The 21,077-nt window shown below is 30.6% G+C and carries 20 protein-coding genes; 16 read left to right on the forward strand and 4 right to left on the reverse strand.

Going from position 1 to position 21,077, the window contains the following annotated elements; genetic code table 11:
- Nucleotides 1-242: 242 nt before the first annotated feature.
- The 11 genes from BWR22_RS04715 (at nt 243) to BWR22_RS04770 (ending at nt 12,198) form a co-directional block, all read left to right on the forward strand.
- Nucleotides 243-1,751, forward strand: coding sequence for a curlin (locus BWR22_RS04715; RefSeq protein ID WP_076732270.1), 1,509 nt, complete (start codon nt 243-245; stop codon nt 1,749-1,751).
- 107 nt (nt 1,752-1,858) lie between these two features.
- Nucleotides 1,859-2,401, forward strand: coding sequence for a hypothetical protein (locus BWR22_RS04720; RefSeq protein WP_076732271.1), 543 nt, complete (start codon nt 1,859-1,861; stop codon nt 2,399-2,401).
- A gap of 58 nt (nt 2,402-2,459) precedes the next feature.
- The gene (locus BWR22_RS04725) at nt 2,460-3,224 is read left to right on the forward strand and encodes a CsgE family curli-type amyloid fiber assembly protein (RefSeq protein ID WP_170148550.1); all 765 of its coding nucleotides are present in this window, start codon (nt 2,460-2,462) and stop codon (nt 3,222-3,224) included.
- Between the two features lie 2 nt (nt 3,225-3,226).
- Nucleotides 3,227-3,637 (forward strand): curli production assembly/transport component CsgF, encoded by a 411-nt coding sequence (locus tag BWR22_RS04730; RefSeq protein WP_076732273.1) that lies wholly within the window; start codon nt 3,227-3,229, stop codon nt 3,635-3,637.
- Nucleotides 3,638-3,652: 15 nt separating this feature from the next.
- Nucleotides 3,653-5,155 carry a CsgG/HfaB family protein gene (locus BWR22_RS04735; RefSeq protein WP_076732274.1) on the forward strand — a complete coding sequence of 501 codons (1,503 nt, stop codon included), beginning with the start codon at nt 3,653-3,655 and terminating at the stop codon, nt 5,153-5,155.
- 16 nt (nt 5,156-5,171) lie between these two features.
- Nucleotides 5,172-6,698 (forward strand): carboxypeptidase regulatory-like domain-containing protein, encoded by a 1,527-nt coding sequence (locus BWR22_RS04740; protein ID WP_076734361.1) that lies wholly within the window; start codon nt 5,172-5,174, stop codon nt 6,696-6,698.
- A 150-nt stretch (nt 6,699-6,848) separates the two neighbouring features.
- Nucleotides 6,849-8,027 carry an AIR synthase related protein gene (locus BWR22_RS04745; protein WP_076732275.1) on the forward strand — a complete coding sequence of 393 codons (1,179 nt, stop codon included), beginning with the start codon at nt 6,849-6,851 and terminating at the stop codon, nt 8,025-8,027.
- 29 nt (nt 8,028-8,056) lie between these two features.
- Nucleotides 8,057-8,998: a DUF3078 domain-containing protein gene (locus BWR22_RS04750; protein WP_076732276.1), complete on the forward strand. Its 942-nt coding sequence runs from the start codon at nt 8,057-8,059 to the stop codon at nt 8,996-8,998.
- Nucleotides 8,999-9,399: 401 nt separating this feature from the next.
- Nucleotides 9,400-10,476, forward strand: coding sequence for a peptide chain release factor 1 (prfA, locus tag BWR22_RS04760; protein WP_076732278.1), 1,077 nt, complete (start codon nt 9,400-9,402; stop codon nt 10,474-10,476).
- 87 nt (nt 10,477-10,563) lie between these two features.
- Entirely contained in the window at nt 10,564-11,379 is an 816-nt protein-coding gene (gene pyrF, locus BWR22_RS04765) for an orotidine-5'-phosphate decarboxylase (protein WP_076732279.1), read from the forward strand.
- Nucleotides 11,380-11,409: 30 nt separating this feature from the next.
- Nucleotides 11,410-12,198, forward strand: coding sequence for an ABC transporter substrate-binding protein (locus tag BWR22_RS04770; protein ID WP_076732280.1), 789 nt, complete (start codon nt 11,410-11,412; stop codon nt 12,196-12,198).
- A 182-nt stretch (nt 12,199-12,380) separates the two neighbouring features.
- Here BWR22_RS04770 and BWR22_RS04775 read toward each other — a convergent pair whose 3' ends face one another.
- From BWR22_RS04775 to purU, 3 genes are all read right to left on the reverse strand, one after another.
- The gene (locus BWR22_RS04775) at nt 12,381-12,578 is read right to left on the reverse strand and encodes a Lacal_2735 family protein (protein ID WP_076732281.1); all 198 of its coding nucleotides are present in this window, start codon (nt 12,576-12,578) and stop codon (nt 12,381-12,383) included.
- Between the two features lie 232 nt (nt 12,579-12,810).
- The gene (locus tag BWR22_RS04780; RefSeq protein ID WP_076732282.1) at nt 12,811-13,515 is read right to left on the reverse strand and encodes a DUF4197 domain-containing protein; all 705 of its coding nucleotides are present in this window, start codon (nt 13,513-13,515) and stop codon (nt 12,811-12,813) included.
- Nucleotides 13,516-13,636: 121 nt separating this feature from the next.
- Nucleotides 13,637-14,485, reverse strand: coding sequence for a formyltetrahydrofolate deformylase (purU, locus tag BWR22_RS04785; RefSeq protein WP_076732283.1), 849 nt, complete (start codon nt 14,483-14,485; stop codon nt 13,637-13,639).
- Nucleotides 14,486-14,632: 147 nt separating this feature from the next.
- Between purU and BWR22_RS04790 the strand changes: the two genes are divergently transcribed.
- Entirely contained in the window at nt 14,633-18,046 is a 3,414-nt protein-coding gene (locus BWR22_RS04790; protein WP_076732284.1) for a methylmalonyl-CoA mutase family protein, read from the forward strand.
- A gap of 159 nt (nt 18,047-18,205) precedes the next feature.
- Here BWR22_RS04790 and BWR22_RS04795 read toward each other — a convergent pair whose 3' ends face one another.
- On the reverse strand, nt 18,206-18,601 hold the full coding sequence (locus BWR22_RS04795) for a hypothetical protein (RefSeq protein ID WP_076732285.1): 396 nt from the start codon (nt 18,599-18,601) through the stop codon (nt 18,206-18,208).
- 118 nt (nt 18,602-18,719) lie between these two features.
- Here BWR22_RS04795 and BWR22_RS04800 point away from each other — a divergent pair, with 118 nt between their 5' ends.
- From BWR22_RS04800 to BWR22_RS04815, 4 genes are all read left to right on the forward strand, one after another.
- Nucleotides 18,720-19,160 (forward strand): Lrp/AsnC family transcriptional regulator, encoded by a 441-nt coding sequence (locus BWR22_RS04800; RefSeq protein ID WP_076732286.1) that lies wholly within the window; start codon nt 18,720-18,722, stop codon nt 19,158-19,160.
- A 234-nt stretch (nt 19,161-19,394) separates the two neighbouring features.
- Entirely contained in the window at nt 19,395-19,934 is a 540-nt protein-coding gene (locus BWR22_RS04805) for a sigma-70 family RNA polymerase sigma factor (RefSeq protein WP_076734362.1), read from the forward strand.
- Between the two features lie 65 nt (nt 19,935-19,999).
- Nucleotides 20,000-20,503, forward strand: a complete 504-nt coding sequence (gene parS / locus BWR22_RS04810) for a type II RES/Xre toxin-antitoxin system antitoxin (protein WP_076732287.1) — start codon at nt 20,000-20,002, stop codon at nt 20,501-20,503.
- A 2-nt stretch (nt 20,504-20,505) separates the two neighbouring features.
- Nucleotides 20,506-20,976, forward strand: coding sequence for an RES family NAD+ phosphorylase (locus BWR22_RS04815; RefSeq protein WP_076732288.1), 471 nt, complete (start codon nt 20,506-20,508; stop codon nt 20,974-20,976).
- Nucleotides 20,977-21,077: the final 101 nt, after the last annotated feature.

Here is a 21,077-nt window from a genome sequence, read left to right on the forward strand (position 1 = left end):
GCATTTTTTCATAAAAAAAATAATAAACGTTTTATGTAGTAATATTTTAGTTTTAATATTTAAAAACAGAAGTAGATGGTTTAAGCTATGTTTCTTATTTATAGCTGTTTATAGGTGTTTTTTTTTATGCTAATGTATTTCATCGATTTTACCAAAACAATAGTCGAAAATAGTCTTAAAAAGACGTTTTTAGTGTTTATTTTTTTTATCTTTACAAAGCTATTAATCAATATATATTTAACATGAAAAAAGTAATTTTAGGTGCTTCGGCACTATTATTCACAGGCGCAATGATGGCGCAAGGTCCTGTATCTCAGGATGACTTAAAAGATCAGAGTGGATCAAACTCAGTAGACACTCAAATAGCTGTTGATCACGCAGGTGGGAACGGAAACATGGGTGAGGCTATTCAAACAGGTAATTCTAACAAGTTACAAGTTATGCAAGCTGGAACAAGTCAATCTTCTTATTCAGTACAAGCAGATGGGTTAGGGACTGGAGACAACAGAGCTAGAATCTGGCAAACAGGTGAGGTTTCAGCAGCAAGTGGTGTAGGTAATGCAGCAGATGTAAGACAAATGGGTTCTGGTAACCAGTCTACTACATTACAAGAAGGAGATTTAAACGAAGCTGTTACACGTCAAGGTATGAAAGACGGTGGAGCAAGTGGAGGAAACAGAGCTTTAATTCACCATGGAACTGGTCAGCAAGGTGAAATGAACTATGCTATGATAGAGCAAGATGGTCAAGACAACCGTGCTAGAACAAGACAGCAGTTCGACAACAACCAAGCAAGAACAGTACAAGAAGGAGATGATAACGTTGCAGGTGTTTTTCAAAATTCTGGACCAAATGGTTCTGATGGTAATACTGCTATAGCTGAGCAATATGGTGATGAGAATGTTACCAGAATTGATCAAGATGGTAGTCGTAACAAAGCACACTCTATTCAAGAAGGAGATTTAAATATTTCTAATCAATACCAAACTGGTGACGATAACATTGCTTTAGTAGATCAAGGAGCAGATGTTAATCCTATTAATGGTTATGGAGCTTCTCAAGCAGCTTTAGATGCTGCAATTTCATTATCAGATCCTGGTTATACTAATGGTACAGATAATACAGGTATGGGTTCTACTAATGGTAGAGCATTACAAGTTCAAGATGGTGATGCTAATACTAGTTACATAGGGCAGTGGGGAGACAGTAGTGAAGATAGTGACTACGCAGAACAAAACCAAACAGGAGACGGTAATGAGGCTTACATAGCACAAAATGCTCATGGTTCTACAACAGGTGGTGCTAACTACGGTCGTCAAGATCAAACAGGAGATGGTAATGGTGCTATTTTAGGTCAAAACGGTAGAGATCACAAAGCTTACCAAAGACAATATGGTGATAGTAACATTGTTGTTTCGTCTCAAAAAGGAGATTCTAACTTAGTAAGTACTTACCAAAGTGGTGATGGAAACTGGGCTTTAACAGGGCAAAGAGGTCTTGCTAACCAAACTTTAATTGTACAAAAAAGTGGAGTTGCAGATGGTTCTGGACACAGCTTCCAGTCTAGCCAAAACTTAGCAGACGGTATGGCTAACGGAGGAAACACAATTAGTGTTTTACAATTAGGACCTAATGGAGATTTATCAACTGAAGGAGAAAACTGTGACTTCCAAGAAATGGAAACTTTAATTACTCCAGGTGGACCAGGTAGTTTCGATTTAGATGCTCCATGTGGTGCAGGTGGATGTTAAGATTCAAGCTTATATTAATTAGAAATAGTTAATTTATACTATAAATTAAAAAAGGAGGGTGTCTAAATAGCAAGCATTCTCCTTTTTTTCATTAAATTACAACTATTATGAAAATATTAAATAAAAATAAATCGATTTCAGTATTTATATTGTTATTATTTGTTTTGCAATTAGGTTGGTCTCAAACATATAGTGCAGATGAAGATAATGATACAGAAGCATCGACAGAGCTAAATGGCCAAGAAGTTTCACAGTCTTTTTTTGATTCTTATTTTGATACAACGCCAAATGAAACTTTAAATACAATAACAGGAAACTCTGTTGCAATAACACAAGTTTCTTCTTTTAATACAGCTGTAGTAAAAGTAGCATCAAGAGCTAGTGATATTAATATATCTCAAAACGGAGATGCTAATAATGTAAATCTTACTTATCAAGTAGATGCTGTTGTTGCAGATTTAGAACAAAATGGAGATAATAATACAATATTAGATTATGTAATAGATCCTAGTGCAAAAGTTTCATTAGAACTAAAACAAAACGGAGATGACTTAAATTTTGAACGTTTTGGAGCAAATAACATTTCAAAAAATATTAAATTTACTCAAACATCTGCATCTCCTACAGTAATTATTAGAAGTTTTAATTAGTGTATTCTAAATGTATTTTTCTAAGCTAAAGCTATATTATACAATATTATTAATTTTTGTGCTTAGCAGTTTAACTGTTAATGCACAAAAATTTTATAATAAAGATATTAATGCTTTAATAAAAATTGAAAAGTCAAGTGAGTTTACAAAATTCTCTGCAACAGCAGAGAATTTAAAGTTTTCAGGATATAATTTAAGATACGAGTTTTTAGCTTTTAAAACCGATGCAAATAATAATAGCTCTAGATCTTCACAAAGCAATAGTTTCTATTTAGAAGGTAATCAAAAAAAAGTGTTATCTTCCTTAACTATTAATAATGATATTGATGGTAAAATAATTCTTGTATTATTTATTTATCCAATAATTGATGGAGAAGAAAATGTAGGAGCAATAGGTAAAGATAGAGTAGTGTTAACAAGTGATGAAGAGGGACAAATTAAAATAGAATTAGACCCTAATAGGAAAGAGTTAACACAGCCAGAATCTAGAGATGTAGCGGTTGGAGGTCAAGACGGTGTTTTTTTACAAGGTTTAGTTATTCAAAAAACTCTAACAAAAGCAGGTAGAGATTTTCATCGTTATTTTTATTCAGAGTATTTTAACAGACAAATAAAAACAGATAAGCATATTGTAATAGAAGAGGTTCCTGGACAAAGAAGGTCAACACGAATTTCGGTAAAAGTAGATGGTCAATTAGTTTGGCAATTTTTTGTAAACCCCAAAAAAAAGTTTTTACTTGAGATGGTTAATATTGCAATGCAAAAAAGTATTAGATATTTACAGCTCTTACAAAAATCAGAAGAAACAATAACACGCTATTAATTATGAAATTTAAACTATTTATATTCTTGTTTTTTTGCACTTGTACACTTGCAGTGGCACAGCAATTTAGTTACAAGCCTTTAAATCCTGCATTTGGAGGAGATACATTTAATTATAACTGGCTAATAAGTTCTGCAAATGCACAAAATGGATTCACACAAGCTAGAACAGAAACTGAAGAAGAATCTGAATTAGATCGTTTTGGAGAACAATTAAACCAACAAGTACTTAGTCAAATATCAAGAGCGCTTTTAGCACAACAAGTAGATGCTGTTGGTGATTTTAACGAAGAAGGAACATTTACATTTGGCTCATTAAATGTAGAAGTGTTTGAGTCTGACGAAGGTTTAGTAATTAATATATTAGATACTTTAAATGGAGAGCAGACCCAAGTTATAGTTCCAAATCCTTAGAAAGCTTTACCTCTTATGAATAATTTAAAAAAAATAATAGCTGTAATGGCTATATGCTTATTTTCAAGTTCTTGTGCAACTTATTTTAATCAACCGTTTTCTCAAGAATCTGCAAGAATTGGAGAGTTTTCTAAATCAACAAAAAAACTTTTAGATCTTCCGCCTCCAAAAAATCCTTTAGAAGTAGCGGTATATAATTTTAGTGATCAAACAGGTCAATACAAAGCAGTAGAAAACGGAAGTACTTTTAGTACTGCAATAACACAAGGTGCAACTACAATTTTAATAAAAGCGTTAGGAGATTCAGGCTACTTTATACCGCTAGAAAGAGAAAATTTTAATAATTTATCTACAGAGCGAAATATTATTCGTTCTACTAAACAAGAATATATAAAAGGTCTTAACCCTAATGAACCTCCAATAGAGCCATTGCTTTATGCAGGTTTAATGCTAGAAGGAGGTATTATATCTTACGATACTAATATTGTAACTGGTGGTGCTGGAGCAAGATATTTTGGTCTTGGTGGCTCTGCACAATACCGCCAAGATAGAATTACAGTTTACCTTAGGGCAATTTCAACTAAAAATGGAGAAATTTTAAAAACTATTTATGTTTCTAAAACTATTTTATCACAAGCCGTAGATGTTAGTTTATTTCGATTTGTAAAATTTCAAAGACTATTAGAGGCAGAAACAGGTTTTACACAAAACGAGCCAGTACAGTTAGCTGTAAAAGATGCTATAGAAAAGGCAGTGCATGATTTAATATTAGAAGGTATTAAAGATGGTTATTGGTCTACAAAAGCAGGTATAGATGTAGATAAAAAACTTGTTGCAGATTTTAACGCCGAAGTTGAAGAAGCAAACTCTACAGAGCTTTTTAATAGATTTTCTTTTAAAAGAAGAACAGATAATGTTGTCCATGGTTCTTTAGGATTAACAAGAATTAATGGCGATTATATTAATCCAGAATTTAACTTAAATGCAAGACTAGGCTATAAGCGCTACCTAAATTCAAATTTCAACTTAAATCTTAACGCTAATATTTTCAATCTTTCCAACGAAGATATATTTGATAAAAGTTTTGTTTCTGTAGATGCTAATGCCGAATATAATATTTTGCCTTTCGATAAATTGTCACCATATATCTATGTGGGTGGAGGTACAAATATTTCAAGCGATTTTAATAATATTAATCCTAAACTTCAAGCAGGTTTAGGCTTAGAGTATTTAGCAACAGATAGATTAGGAGTAACAGCATTTGTAGAAAATAACTTTGTACTTAGCGATAATTTAGATGGTTTAATTAGAGGAAAACGAGACGATATGTATATACGTGTAGGTCTTGGCGTTAATTTATATATAGGTAATTACAATACTAAAAAGGATATAGAAAGAGCCGAAAAGCGTGAAAGAAATAAAGAGCTTAAAAAAATTAGAAGAGAAAATATAGAAAAAAGATTAGAAAATACGGATAGTCAAATTGAAAATAAACCAGCAGAAGAAGATGAGAACTAACCTAAAATTTAAAAATATGAGAACGCTTAAAAATATATTAGTTTTTATTATATCTGTAACGCTATTAACTACTTGTACTGAAGAACAAATTGATGGAGTGCGCATTGGGTCCATAAACGGTAAAGTTGTTGCAGAAGGTACAAACGCTCCTTTAGAGAATGTGAAAATATCAACAAATTCTCCAACAAGTACTGTTTTTACAGATACAGAAGGTAATTTTGTTATTGAAAATGCACCAATAGGAACTTATGCTGTTCAAGCAGAACTTGATGGTTTTGTTACAGCATTTGAGTCTGTAACTGTTATTGAAGAATCTGCAGTAATTGTTTCTTTTGAGCTTTTAACATCAGATGCTAATAATCAAGCTCCATCTGTACCTAATCTTGTATTTCCAGAAGACTTAGCTACAGAAATTCCATTAGAAGTACAATTTACTTGGGAATCTTCAGATCCAGATACAAATGATGAATTATCGTACACCTTAGAGTTAAGAAATGGTAATACAAACGAAATAGAACTTTTTGAAACAGATCAAGATACATTTTATTTAGCTAGTAATTTACAATTGTCAACAACCTACTTCTGGCAAGTTAGAGTAAGTGACGGTGTTAACGATGAGGTTACATCATCAATTAGTCAATTTAGCACAATTACTTCTCCAAATAATCCTTTTCTATTTGTAAAAGAAGAAAATGGAAATAGCGTAATTTACTCAGGTAATCAAGACGATAGTACTACAGGAAATGGAGAGGTTGATGTAGATGTATTAAAACTAACAAACGAAAGTAATAATAGTTTTAGACCGAGATCTAATGTAACAACAGATAAAATTGCATATTTAAGAACTGTTGGTGGTAATGCTCATATTTTTACAATGAATACAGATGGATCTAATAAATCTCAAATAACTAATACGGTACCAGTAACAGGTTTTAGACTAGATCATGTAGATTTTTGTTGGGCTCAAAATGGAAGTAAATTATATTATCCTAATTTTGATAAGTTGTATTCAATAAATCCAGATGGAAGTGGCGTTGTGTCTATTTTTCAAACTACAGACGGTTCTTTTATTTCAGAAGTAGAAAGTGTCGATTCGGATGCTGATTTAGTTTTACTAAAAACAAATACAGCAGATGGTTACAATGCAAGAATTTTTACAGTTAGATTATCAAGTCAAACAGAAGAGGCTGTTATTGCAGAAGGATTTAGTGGTGCTTTAGGAGGAATTGATATTTCTGCAAATGGAAATCAAGTAATATATACTAGAGATTTATCTGGTTATGAAGATGATAATTATAGACAATTTCAAAGTAGAATATTTATATACAATATAAGTTCAGGAACAAATGTTCAAGTTATTACAGAAGCTTTACCTGGTCAAAACGATTTAGATGTAAAGTTTTCTGCAACAGAAGGTGCTTTTATTTTTACAAGAGTAAATAATAATATTGGAGCAACTCCGGGAGTTAGAAGTTATCAATTTGGTCAAGCTACTTCAGAAAAAGAATTATTTACAGCTGCTTCAATGCCAGATTGGAACTAGTTGTATAAAAGAAATTAAATTAAAAGCACGTAAAATTTTTACGTGCTTTTTTTATACCATAAAAAAAATCCGACTCATTATTACAGGTTATTTTCAACTTCATTTGATATAACTACTAATAAAACTATCTTTGTGTTTTAATACACAATTATGAGTTCGGAAATAAGCAAAAGATATAGTCAAAGAGGAGTTTCAGCATCTAAAGAAGATGTGCATAATGCCATTAAAAACATAGATAAAGGCCTGTTTCCTAAAGCATTTTGTAAAATTGTTCCAGATTATTTAACCAACGACGAGGATTACTGTTTAATAATGCATGCAGATGGAGCCGGAACAAAAAGTGCCTTAGCTTATATGTATTGGAAAGAAACAGGAGATGTTTCGGTATGGAAAGGTATCGCTCAAGATGCTTTAATAATGAATATAGACGATTTACTGTGTGTTGGTGCAACAGATAATATTATGTTATCTTCAACCATTGGTAGAAATAAAAATCTTATAACAGGCGAAGTACTTTCAGCAATAATTAATGGAACCGAAGAACTTATAGAAGACTTAAAAAGTTTTGGAGTTACCATACATTCAACAGGAGGAGAAACTGCAGATGTTGGAGATTTAGTAAGAACTATTATTGTAGATTCTACGGTTACTGCAAGAATGAAACGTAGCGATGTTATTGATAATGCAAATATAAAGGCAGGAGATGTAATAGTAGGACTCGAGAGTTTTGGTCAAGCTACTTACGAAAAAGAATATAATGGAGGCATGGGAAGTAATGGTTTAACTTCTGCTAGGCACGATGTTTTTAATAATTATTTAGCTAAAAAATATCCAGAAAGTTTTGATGCGGCTGTGCCAGAAGATTTAGTTTATTCGGGTCAAATAAAATTAACAGACGCTGTAGAAAACAGTCCAATAGATGCAGGTAAACTTGTATTGTCTCCAACAAGAACATATGCGCCAATAATAAAAGAAATTTTATCAAAATTTAATTCTGAAACTATACATGGAATGGTACATTGCTCAGGAGGAGCACAAACTAAAATTCTTCATTTTATAGATAATTTACATATTGTAAAAGATAATTTATTTCCAATTCCACCACTTTTTAAATTAATACAAGAACAATCAAAAACAGATTGGAAAGAAATGTACCAAGTTTTTAATTGTGGGCATAGAATGGAATTATATGTAACACCAGAAATAGCAGAAGAAATAATCTCAATTTCAAAATCTTTTAATGTAAACGCACAAATTATTGGTAGAGTAGAAACTTCAAAAGATAAAAAGCTTACAATAGAAAGTGAGTTTGGAACGTTTAACTACTAATTAAAAAACGGCCTTTAAAATTAAATTTCATGAGATATTGTTTATTATTTGTTGTTGTATTTTCATTTCAACTTGTAAAAGCTCAAGATAGTATTGTTAAAGTTTTAGACACTGTAAAATGGGTTCAAAAAAACCAAGCAGGTTTAGATGTTAATGAGGTTACATTTGTAAACTGGAATGCAGGAGGAAGTAACTCTGTCTCGGCACTCTTTAATTTGGTGTCTAGCTTACGTTATAAAAAAGACAATCTTATATGGAAAAGTAGTGTGAGAACACGTTACGGAATTAATAAGCAAGAAAATCAAAAATTAAGGAAAACAGAAGACGAATTAGAATTAATATCAAGTATAGGTTACAGAAAAGATACTTTAACTAATTGGTATTATTCTGGACGACTTAATTTTAAAACACAATATTCTAACGGTTATACGTATCCTAATAGAGATAATCCAATTTCACGCTTTATGTCACCTGGTTACTTATTTATTGGAGGCGGAGTAGAATATGGTAAAAACCTTGAAAAACTATCTTTTTATTTTTCGCCATTAACCTTTAAAGGAACATATGTTTTAGACCAAAAACTTGCAGACGCAGGATCTTTTGGTGTCGAACCAGCTGTTTACGATGAGTTAGGAAATAGAATAGAAAAAGGAGAAAATGCCAGAACAGAAATGGGTATTCTAGTAACTAATGCCTATGAAACAGAATTGCTTGAGAATATTTATATTAGAAACCAGCTAAGTTTTTATACAGATTATTTAAATAGCTTTGGTAACGTTGATGTAGATTGGGAAATAGTTTTCGATTTTAAAGTAAATAGCTATGTAAAAGCTACGCTAGGTTCGCATTTAAAATATGATAATGATATTAAAATAGCAGAAGAAACCATCAATGAAGATGAATTTTTAGAACGTGGAGCTAGAGTACAATGGAAACAACTATTAGGTGTTGGTGTTACTATGGAGTTTTAAATAAAGCCTTCAATTAAAATTAAAAAACTACACGTTATAAAACAATCTATAAAGTAAAGAATAGCAACTAATCTTAAATTAGAGACACCTGCCATTTTATAAAACTTTAGTTTTTTTCTAATATTTCTATCGCTAATCATAAAATAAAACAAGCCAATTAAAAATAATTTAGTTAACAAAGCACTAATTATTCCTGGACTATAAATAGTTAATAATAATGTAACTATAAAAGACCATGCGGCAAGATGCTTATAATAAAATAGTATAGCGCGAAATTGGTTTAACATATAAATTACAACGCAAATTTTTTACTATTATTTTTCAAAAATCGAAACCACAATTATAAACTATAACAAATTGATTAATTATTGTATTTTTGTTTCATAATTTTATAAATATAGATGTTAGATAAACTACAAATAGTAAAACAACGTTTTGATGAGGTTAGCGATTTAATCATTCAGCCAGACATCATAGCAGATCAAAAAACGTATGTTGAGCTAACTAGAGAATATAAGAGTTTACGTTTGTTAATGAATAAACGCGAACAATACATAGAGTACACAAATAATTTAGCTGAAGCTGAAGAAATAATTGCAGACGGCAGTGACCAAGAAATGGTAGACATGGCTAAAATGCAATACGACGAAGCAAAAGAAGCGATACCTTTATTAGAAGAAGAAATAAAAGTACTTTTAATACCTAAAGATCCACAAGATGCTAAAAACGCTGTTGTAGAATTAAGAGCTGGTACAGGAGGAGATGAAGCAAGTATTTTTGCTGGAGATTTGTTTAGAATGTATTCTAAATATTGCGAATCTAAAGGTTGGAAAGTAGATACTGTAGATTATAGCGAAGGTACAAATGGAGGATTTAAAGAAATACAATTTGAAGTCTCTGGAGAAGATGTTTATGGAACACTAAAGTTCGAGGCTGGTGTACACCGTGTACAACGTGTACCACAAACCGAAACTCAAGGTCGTGTACATACTAGTGCCGCAACCGTTATGGTTTTTCCAGAAGCCGAAGAATTTGATGTGGAAATAGACCCAAAAGAGGTACGTATAGATTACTTCTGTTCTTCAGGGCCTGGAGGACAATCTGTAAACACAACGTATTCTGCAGTTCGTTTAACGCATATTCCAACAGGATTAGTGGCGCAGTGTCAAGACCAAAAATCGCAACACAAAAATAAAGAAAAGGCCTTTAAAGTATTACGTTCTCGTTTATACGACTTAGAGTTAGCTAAGAAAATGGAAGAAGACGCAGCTTTAAGAGGAACAATGGTAACATCTGGAGATCGAAGTGCAAAAATTAGAACGTATAATTATTCTCAAGGTCGTGTAACAGACCATAGAATTGGACTAACACTTTACGATTTACAAAATATTGTAAATGGAGATATTCAAAAAATTATAGATGAGTTAATGTTGGCAGATAATACAGAAAAATTAAAAGCCAATAGCGATATTATGTAAATTACAAGCCTCTTAATTCGAGGCTTTTTTTATATAATTAATATAGAAAAATAAACGCTTTATAAGCAGGAATTATACTAAGAGTAAATGACTACAAAAGAACTAATCATTCAAATAAAAAAAAAGAATTCTTTCCTATGTATAGGTTTAGATGTAGATTTAAATAAAATACCACAACATTTATTAAAATTAGAAGATCCAATTTTCGAATTTAATAAGGCTATTATTGATGCAACACATCATTTATGTGTCGCTTATAAACCTAATATAGCTTTTTACGAAGCATATGGAATTAAAGGTTGGCAAGCTTTAGAAAAGACTATAAAATATATAAACAAAAACCATCCGGAAATTTTTACAATAGCCGATGCTAAAAGAGGAGATATAGGTAATACAAGTACTATGTATGCTAAAGCTTTTTTTGAAGATTTAGAGTTCGATAGTATAACTATTGCTCCTTATATGGGTAAAGATTCTGTCGAGCCATTTTTAGCATTTAAAAACAAGCATACCATTTTGTTGGCATTAACTTCTAACCAAGGTGCTTTCGATTTCCAAACAAAACAAGTAGAAGGAAAAGAGTTATATAAACAAGTTTTAGAAACCTCTAAAACATATACAAATTCAGAGAATCTAATGTACGTTGTTGGTGCAACAAAAGCAGAATATTTTACAGAGATTAGAAAAATTATTCCAAATAGTTTTTTATTGGTTCCTGGTGTTGGAGCACAAGGTGGAAATTTACAAGATGTATGTAAATATGGAATGAGTGAAAATGTTGGATTATTAATAAATTCTTCAAGAGGAATTATTTATGCTTCAAATAATACAGATTTTGCAGAAGCGGCAGCAAAAAATGCTAAAGATTTGCAACAAGAAATGGAAACTATTTTAAATAAGTAAAAGTTTTCTGCAAACTGATTTTAATGTGTTATGGTTTTAATAAAAGATCAACTTAATAGAAACTTAACCATAAATGTAACACCAAAGCGTATAGTTTGTTTAGTACCATCTCAAACAGAATTACTTTACGATTTAGGTTTAGAGCAATCAATAGTTGGTATTACTAAATTTTGTGTGCATCCAACTCATTTTAAAAGTACTATACAAATAGTTGGTGGAACCAAAAATATTAAAATTGAAAAAATAAAAGCTTTAAATCCAGATATTATTCTTTGTAATAAAGAAGAAAACACTAAAGAAATAGTAGAAGCTTGTAAAAATATTTGTACCACTCACGTTTCAGACATTTACACAATTAAAGATTGTGTACTGCTTATTAATCAATATGGTGAAATATTCGATAGAAAAGAAAATGCTTTAGAGATTATAGATAAAATTAATTTTAATCTTAAAGATTTTAAAAATTTTATAAAAGATAAGCCAGTTATAAAAGTAATATATTTTATTTGGCGAAAACCATGGATGGTAGCTGCAAGTAAAACATTTATAAATTATTTATTAGAGTTAAATAAGTTTGAAAATGTCTATAAAGAGTTAGAGCGTTATCCAGAAATAGATATAAAGGAAATAGCAACTCAAAACAAGCAAATAATAGCTCTGCTATCTAGCGAGCCTTATCCCTTTAAAAGAGAGCATGCTCTAGAAATAGAAAAAAATAATATAAAAACCGTACTTGTAGATGGCGAAATGTTCTCGTGGTATGGTTCTAGACTAATTAAATCTTTTAATTATTTTAAGACGCTACGTCAAAACCTTTAGGAGGTCTTTTACTACGTTCTACTTCCAAAAATTGTTTCGTTATATTTTTTTTAATATTTAAGTTTAAAGACTTTTTTAAATTAGGTCTTATATTTCCTACTTTGCAAAAATGGTTACTCATAGCTTGTTTTAATTTATATACGAGTAAAATCAAGTATTTAGACGTTTAAAAAGTAAGTTTTTTATAATGAATTTTGTGAATTTTCTCGAGATAAAAATTTAAGCTGATTTAGTTTGTTTAAAAGCTTCATAGCTTTAAAATCTGCATCATCGCTAAGAGCATGATCAGTTTGTCTTAAATTATAAGCTTGCTCTACTAATTGCTTGTAACGCCTATTTAATTTGTGCTGGTGAGATTTTAATATATTTTTGCGGCTCATCGTTTAAAGAAAAATTACAAAATAAATATACGTCAAAATATTGATAATAAGAGTGTTGTGTGTTAAATATTTCTATTTTAAAGCAAAAAAACCAATCTTATGGAGATGTTAAGATTGGTTTTATTTATAATTAAACTAACTAACTCAAGTAAATATGGTGTAAATAACTTGAGCGGCAAAGGTATTTACTAATTAGTTTTTTTAGGTTAATATAATATTATGTAACCGTTAATTAATCTTGTAAAGCAAATACTTTTTGTAGTAAAGTTGTTGTTCTTGAAGATACTTTTTGTCTAATTTCTAATTCTTCAACAGCTATCATTTTATAAACTCCTTTTAAAGCTTCATTTGTAACATAATCTGTTAAATCTGGATTTACATTATTTGTAAAAGGAATGGCATTATATTTATTTATTAAGTTAGACCAAATTTGATCTGCACCAACTTTAGAAAAACTATTTTTTATAACAGGATTAAATTTAGCATATAAAGCACTTTCTGTTTTAGTACTTAAATATTGTGTTGCTGCATCATTATCACCAAGTAAAATATTTTTTGCATCATTAAAAGTAATACCTTTTACAGCATCAACAAATATTGGTGTAGCCTCTCCTACAGCATCTTCTGCTGCACGGTTTAATACTTTTAATCCTTCGTCTGCTAAGCTACTTAAACCTATGTCTCTAAGGGCTTTGTCAACTTTTTGTAATTCTTCAGGTAATAATATTTTTACTAATTCATTTTTAAAAAAACCATCTTCTAAAGTTAATTTACTTACTTGCTTGTCTATGCCCATGTCTAAAGCTTGGCGTAAACCATTGCCAATATCTAATTGAGAGATTTCACCAGTACTTTGTGGGAGTTGGCTTACTACGTTTTGTAATTCTGCACATGCAGTCAAGTTTAAAAGAATAATAAAAGTAAAGATTTTTTTCATGGGTTATAATTTTGTGTGTAAATATACTTAATATTTAGACGCGTTTCTTTTATAAAAATTGCGCAAAAATTTTATTTTTTTTAGTAGAAATTTTTTTTGGCAATATCCTTATTGTTTGAGATTAAGAGAAAATAATTGTTTTATTGTTAAACACCATGACTTTACGGTTTATATGGTGCTTTATTGCAGTTGCTAAAACTATTTTTTCAAGATCTCGACCTTTAGCAATTAAGTCTTCTATAGAATACGTATGCGAAACGCTTGCTACATCTTGCGCAATAATTGGTCCAGCATCTAAGTCTGTAGTAACATAATGGCTAGTTGCTCCAATAATTTTAACACCGCGTTTAAATGCAGAATGATATGGTTTTGCTCCTATAAAAGCAGGTAAAAACGAATGATGAATATTTATTATTTTATTTGGGTATTCATTAATTAATGTATTGGTTACAATTTGCATATAGCGTGCTAAAACAATAAAATTTATATTATGTTCTTTGCATAGTTTAAGTTGTTGTGCTTCTGCTTCAGCTTTTGTGTCTTTTGTTACAGGAATATGATAAAATGGTATATTAAAACTTTCAGCAATAGGTTTTAAGTTATTATGGTTGCTAATTATAAATGGAATTTCTACAAACAATTCTCCAGAATTATATCTTCCCAATAAATCATACAAGCAATGGTCGTATTTAGAAACAAACAATGCCATTTTGGGTTTTTCTTCTACATCGTAAATTCTCCATTTCATTTTAAATTTTTCTACTAATACACTAGTAAAGTTAGATTTAAAACTTTCCATAGAAAAAGCCTTAAACTCACTTTCTAATCGCATACAAAAAATATCTTGTTCTCTATCTACATGTTGGTCTATGTAAACAATATTTCCATTATTATTTGCAATAAAATTAGTTACAGAGGCTATAATACCTGTTTGGTCTTTGCAATGTATTTGTAGTGTAATTCTATTCATTGTGTTGATTCTTAATAGTATGACTAAGGTACTGTAAAAAAATCAATGCATTTATATGTAAAAATGGTATTAGATAATTATGATTTTTGCAGCTATTTTTTTGAATATTCCGTAAATTGCAAGCCTTAATCACACTTAAAATTAGTAATGGAACAAAAAGCACCTTACAATCCAAAATATAAAGTTAGAATAGTAACAGCTGCAGCGTTGTTTGACGGGCACGATGCGTCAATAAACATCATGCGTCGTATAATTCAATCTACAGGAGTAGAAGTAATACATTTAGGGCACGATAGAAGCGTTGATGAGGTTGTAAACACAGCCATTCAAGAAGATGCAAATGCTATTTGCTTAACGTCTTACCAAGGTGGGCATAATGAGTATTTTAAGTATATGTACGATCTTTTAAAAGAAAGAGGAGCAGGACATATTAAAATATTTGGCGGCGGCGGCGGCGTTATTTTACCATCAGAAATTGAGGAATTAATGGATTATGGTATTGCCAGAATCTATTCTCCAGATGATGGTCGCGCTATGGGATTACAAGGTATGATTAACGATTTAGTAGAGCAATCAGACTTTGCAATTGGTGATACTTTAAATAATGAAATAGATATACTTGCAACTAAAAACCCTAAAGCTATTGCTAGAGTAATTTCTTCTGCCGAAAATTTCCCAGAAGTTGCAAAAGATACTTTAGATAAAATTCATATAAAAAATAAAAATTCTAAAACACCAGTTTTAGGAATTACAGGAACTGGAGGAGCAGGAAAGTCTAGTTTAGTAGACGAGTTAGTGCGTCGTTTTTTAATCGATTTTCCAGAAAAAACTATTGGTTTAGTATCTGTAGATCCATCTAAACGAAAAACTGGTGGAGCACTTTTAGGAGATAGAATTCGTATGAATGCTATCAACTCGCCAAGAGTTTATATGCGTAGTTTGGCTACACGTCAATCTAACTTAGCATTATCAAAATATGTAAATGAAGCGGTTGAGGTTTTAAAAGCTGCAGAATACGATTTAATTATCTTAGAAACTTCAGGTATTGGACAGTCTGATACCGAAATTATTGAACATTCAGATGTTTCTCTTTACGTCATGACACCAGAATTTGGTGCTGCTACACAATTAGAAAAAATAGACATGCTGGATTTTGCAGATCTAGTAGCCATTAATAAATTTGATAAACGTGGTTCTTTAGATGCTTTACGTGATGTAAAAAAACAATACATGCGTAATAATAATCTATGGGATACGCCACAAGACCAATTACCTGTTTACGGTACCATTGCGTCGCAATTTAACGATCCAGGAATGAATACGCTTTATAAAGCCATCATGGATAAGTTGGTTGAAAAAGCAGATTCAGATTTGAAATCTACGTTCCATATTTCTGATGAAATGAGCGAAAAGATTTTTGTAATTCCTCCAAGTAGAACACGTTATTTATCTGAAATTGCCGAAAATAACCGAGCTTACGATAAAACAGCTAAAACGCAAGTTGAAGTTGCACAAAAATTATATGGTATTTATAAAACTATAGAATCTGTTTTAGAAGTAACGCCAGAACTTGATAAAGCAGGAATAGCTACAGATTCTTACGAAGTAAAAGAAGAGAATAAGGATTTTGTAAAATTACTTATTGCAGAATTCGACCGTGTAAAATTAAACTTAGATCCTTACAACTGGGAAGTTATAACTGGTTGGGACGAAAAGGTAAATAAATATAAAAACCCGATTTATAGTTTTAAAGTAAGAGATAAAGAGATTAAAATTGAAACACATTCTGAGTCATTATCTCACTTACAAATTCCACGTGTAGCTTTACCAAAATACCAAGCTTGGGGAGATTTATTACGTTGGTCGTTACAAGAAAATGTGCCAGGCGAATTCCCGTATACTTCAGGACTATATCCGTTTAAACGAACAGGAGAAGATCCTGCACGTATGTTTGCTGGCGAAGGTGGACCAGAACGTACTAACAGACGTTTTCATTACGTAAGCGCAGGTTTACCAGCAAAACGTTTATCTACAGCTTTTGATAGTGTAACTTTATATGGAAACGATCCAGATTTACGTCCTGATATCTACGGGAAAATTGGTAACGCAGGAGTTTCAATTTGCTGTTTAGACGATGCTAAAAAACTATATTCTGGTTTCGATTTAGCTAATGTTATGACATCGGTAAGTATGACCATTAATGGACCGGCACCAATGTTGTTAGGTTTCTTTATGAATGCTGCCATAGACCAACAATGTGAATTATACATTAAAGAAAACGGTCTTGAAAAAGAAGTAGAAGCAAAAATTGCGAAGCTTTATAAAGATAAAGAACGTCCTAAATATAATGGTGAATTACCAGAAGGAAATAATGGTTTAGGTTTAATGCTTCTTGGTGTTACAGGAGATCAAGTATTACCAGCAGATGTGTATGCCGAAATTAAAAAGAATACTATTGCTCAAGTAAGAGGAACAGTACAAGCAGATATTTTAAAAGAAGATCAAGCACAAAACACGTGTATTTTCTCTACAGAATTCGCACTGCGATTAATGGGAGACGTACAAGAATATTTTATCGAGAATAATGTACGTAACTTTTATTCGGTTTCTATTTCTGGATATCATATTGCCGAAGCAGGAGCAAACCCAATTACACAATTAGCCTTGACGTTATCTAATGGGTTTACTTATGTAGAATATTATTTAAGTCGTGGTATGGATATCAATAAATTCGGACCAAACTTATCCTTCTTTTTCTCAAATGGTATCGATCCAGAATATGCTGTAATAGGTCGTGTGGCACGTAAAATTTGGGCAAAAGCCATGAAGCATAAATACGGTGCAAATGCAAGAGCACAAATGTTGAAATACCATATTCAAACGTCTGGACGAAGCTTACATGCGCAAGAAATTGATTTTAATGATATTCGTACAACGCTTCAAGCTTTATATGCTATTTATGATAACTGTAACTCGTTGCATACTAATGCGTATGACGAAGCTATTACAACACCAACGGAAGAATCGGTGAGACGTGCAATGGCAATTCAATTAATTATCAATAAAGAATTAGGATTAAATAAAAATGAAAATCCAATTCAAGGTTCTTTTATTATTGAAGAATTAACCGATTTAGTTGAAGAAGCAGTATTACAAGAATTTGATAGAATTACAGAACGTGGTGGCGTTTTAGGAGCTATGGAAACGATGTACCAACGTAGTAAAATACAAGAAGAAAGTTTGTACTACGAAACCTTAAAACATAACGGGAAATTCCCAATTGTTGGAGTAAACACATTTTTAAGTTCTAAAGGTTCTCCAACAGTAATTCCTGCGGAAGTTATTAGAGCAACAGAAGAAGAAAAACAATTTCAAATAAAAACTTTAGAGAATTTACATAAAGCCAATGATACTAAGGCAATGCTTAAAGATTTACAGCACAAAGCCATTAATAACGAGAATATTTTTGAAGCTTTAATGGATGTTTGTAAAGTGTGTAGTTTAGGTGAAATTACTTCAGCGTTGTTTGAAGTAGGAGGTCAGTATCGTAGAAATATGTAAGTATAGCGTCCATTTTTCTTTTTCTAAAAAATGGTGCAAATTACTTATCCCAAACTTGTTTTAGGATTTTAGAGAACTGTTTAATTAGTTACTATAAGAAAAAAGCACTTAATTTATTTAAATTAAGTGCTTTTTTAATAATGGTGGTTGGTTAAATTGTTATAAAGTTAAAGCCCAATGGTTTTGAAGCTTTTTAAAAACTTTTAATTCTTTTCTTAATATTGGAAGGTAGTCTTTTCCATTACTATTACATTTTTCAAGTTTAATACAATTGCGGTAAAGTCTATTTGTTAACCTTTTTAAGCTATAAAGTTGTTTGTGTTTTTTTTCTTTACAATGTTCTAGCTCCACTTTAATAATTTCAGAGCCTAAAGAAACAGATTGTTGTACTATATCTCCAGAAACATAAATGTTTTCATCTTCTTCTCCATTATGTTTTAGGTAAGATAAATCGTCTCTTAAATAAATAGAAATATTTTGCGATAAGTCAAATATGTCTAAAGCCTTTTGGTATATAGGCGATTTTGGTAAATGTGGTGGAAGATTATAATACATTTTTCTTTTTCAATTTTTATCAAATTTAGTAACAAGTTTAAAAAGTTGTATTTAGATATTAAAGAAAAAACAGTTATTTGCTTTAATATTTAAATATATTTGTTTAAAATATTTAAATATGACTATAGACAATTTAAATTGGAAGATATTAAATTGTTTGCAAAAGCAAGCAAGACAATCTAATGCCGAAATTGGTAGGCAAGTGGGCATATCGTCTCCCGCTGTTTCAGAACGTATAAAAAAAATGGAAGATGCAGGTGTGATAGAAAGCTATAATACAATGGTTTCTTCTATAGCAGTTGGTTATCAATTTAAAGCTATTATTAATCTAAGAGCGTTTATGGGAATGTTAAAACCTTTTCTAGAAAAGGTAAAAACATATGATGAGGTTACAAATTGTTATAGAATTACTGGAAACGAAAATATTGTAATGGAAGTTGTATTAAGGCATCAAAAACATTTAGAGTCTTTTATAGACCAATTAATTGTTTATGGTGAGGTTAAAACGCAAATAGTTTTATCTCATGTAGTAAAAAACAATCCAGTTAAAAGAATTTAACTAAAATTTGTTATATTTTTTTGCATCTTTTTTAATATTTTTTAGTCTATTATATGAACACTAAATTATAATAATTATGAAAAATATAGAATGTAACTGTAATTGCGAAGGTTGTAAAGATGGAAACTGCAAATCTTGTACATGCGAGAATTGTACTTGTACTAATTGCAATTGTTAATTAAAAGTTGGTTTTATGTAATTTACTTTATATAAAACCGACTTAATATTATGGTTATGACAACAAAAGAAGTTTGGCAAATATATTCTAGTGATTTAAAACGTTTTATTTTTAGTAAAGTTAAAAATGATGCTGTTGCAGATGATATATTGCAGGATGTATTTATAAAAGTTCATACTAAATTGAGTACTTTACAAGATGTTTCTAAATTAAAATCTTGGTTGTTCTCCATTGCTAGATATTCGGTTTTAGACTATTTTAAAACAAGTAACAAAACATTTGAAATAGCAAATTTCGAAATAGAAACACAAATAAAAGAAACTACTCATACAGAAAAGGAATGTTTGTATGGTATTTTAAAAAGTTTACCAAAAAAATACAGCGAACCTCTGTTTCTTTCAGATATAAAAGGTGTAAAGCAATTGGATATAGCAAAGCAGTTAAATCTTACTTTACCTGCTGTGAAATCTCAAATTCAGCGTGCTAGAAAAATGGTTGCTCAAGGCTTTAAAGATTGTTGCGGTTTTGTAGAAAATGATAATGGCGTATTGGTAGGAGAAATACAAGAGAAAGAAGACTGCAAAATTTGTAATTAAAAAACTTATTATAAAATTTCATAAACACGACAAAAATGTTTATATTTGTGTCAAATGTCGTTATTATGAAGCCGTATAAACAAGAAACAAGTATCCAAAACTTAGCAAATGAGCCAGAAACCTTTTATGGCTTAGACAATAAATATCATAGAATTATTAGTGTTTTAGGCGGTAGCGCAAATATTTCTCAAGATATAAACAGTGATTTCGATCTTATTCAAATTACTAGAAAAGGCTTGCCAAAGTCTGCGGTTTTAACGCTTAGTAAACTTTTAGGTATCTCTATGGAGTACATGAGCGATTTAATACATGTTTCGCATCGTACTATACAACGTAAAAACGATAACGATTTATTAAATGTATATAGTACAGAACAAATTTTAGAAATAGCCCAAGTCGTTTCTCGTGGTATAGAAGTGTTAGGAACGCTAGATAATTTTACCTCTTGGTTACATAGCGATATTCGAGTTTTAAATTATAATAAGCCTATTAGTTTGCTGGATACTAGTTTTGGTACTGCATTAATTTTAGATGTTTTAGGTCGTATAGAGTTTGGTGTTTATTCTTAATTATGCGTGGTTTTAGAATAGCTAAAAAACAATATTTAGAAGATTTATCTGGAGAAGGCTCAAGGCTTTACGGTGGTCGTTGGAATAAAAAAGGTATGGCTATGCTCTATTTTTCAGATAGTCTATCTACAAGCCTTTTAGAGGTTTTAGTACATCTTGATTTTAAATATTTATCAAACGATTTTGGTTATATGGAAGTAGAAATTCCAGATACGATGGTTAATAAAAGTTTAAAGTTAAAAGACTTAGGTAAAGATTGGAGAGATAATCCTCCTAAAAGTAGTACAGTTAATTTTGGAACAACTTTTTTAAAAGAAAATAAAAAATTAGCATTAAAAGTTCCTTGTGCTATATTACCGATAGCCAATAATATTTTGGTAAACCCAAAACATAAGGATATTGATAAATTAAAGATTATTAAAATATCAGATTTAGATATCGATAGTCGCTTGTTAGAAACAACAAAGCTTTAAAGTCTTTTTTCTGTAATTAAGTTTAGGCATTATTCTACAATAATTTAACTACCTATTTTCTTATTAAAATCTTAAAAAAATAAACTATATTTTTTAATTAA

The sequence above is a fragment of the Lacinutrix venerupis genome, from assembly GCF_001971745.1.
Classification (GTDB): domain Bacteria; phylum Bacteroidota; class Bacteroidia; order Flavobacteriales; family Flavobacteriaceae; genus Lacinutrix; species Lacinutrix venerupis.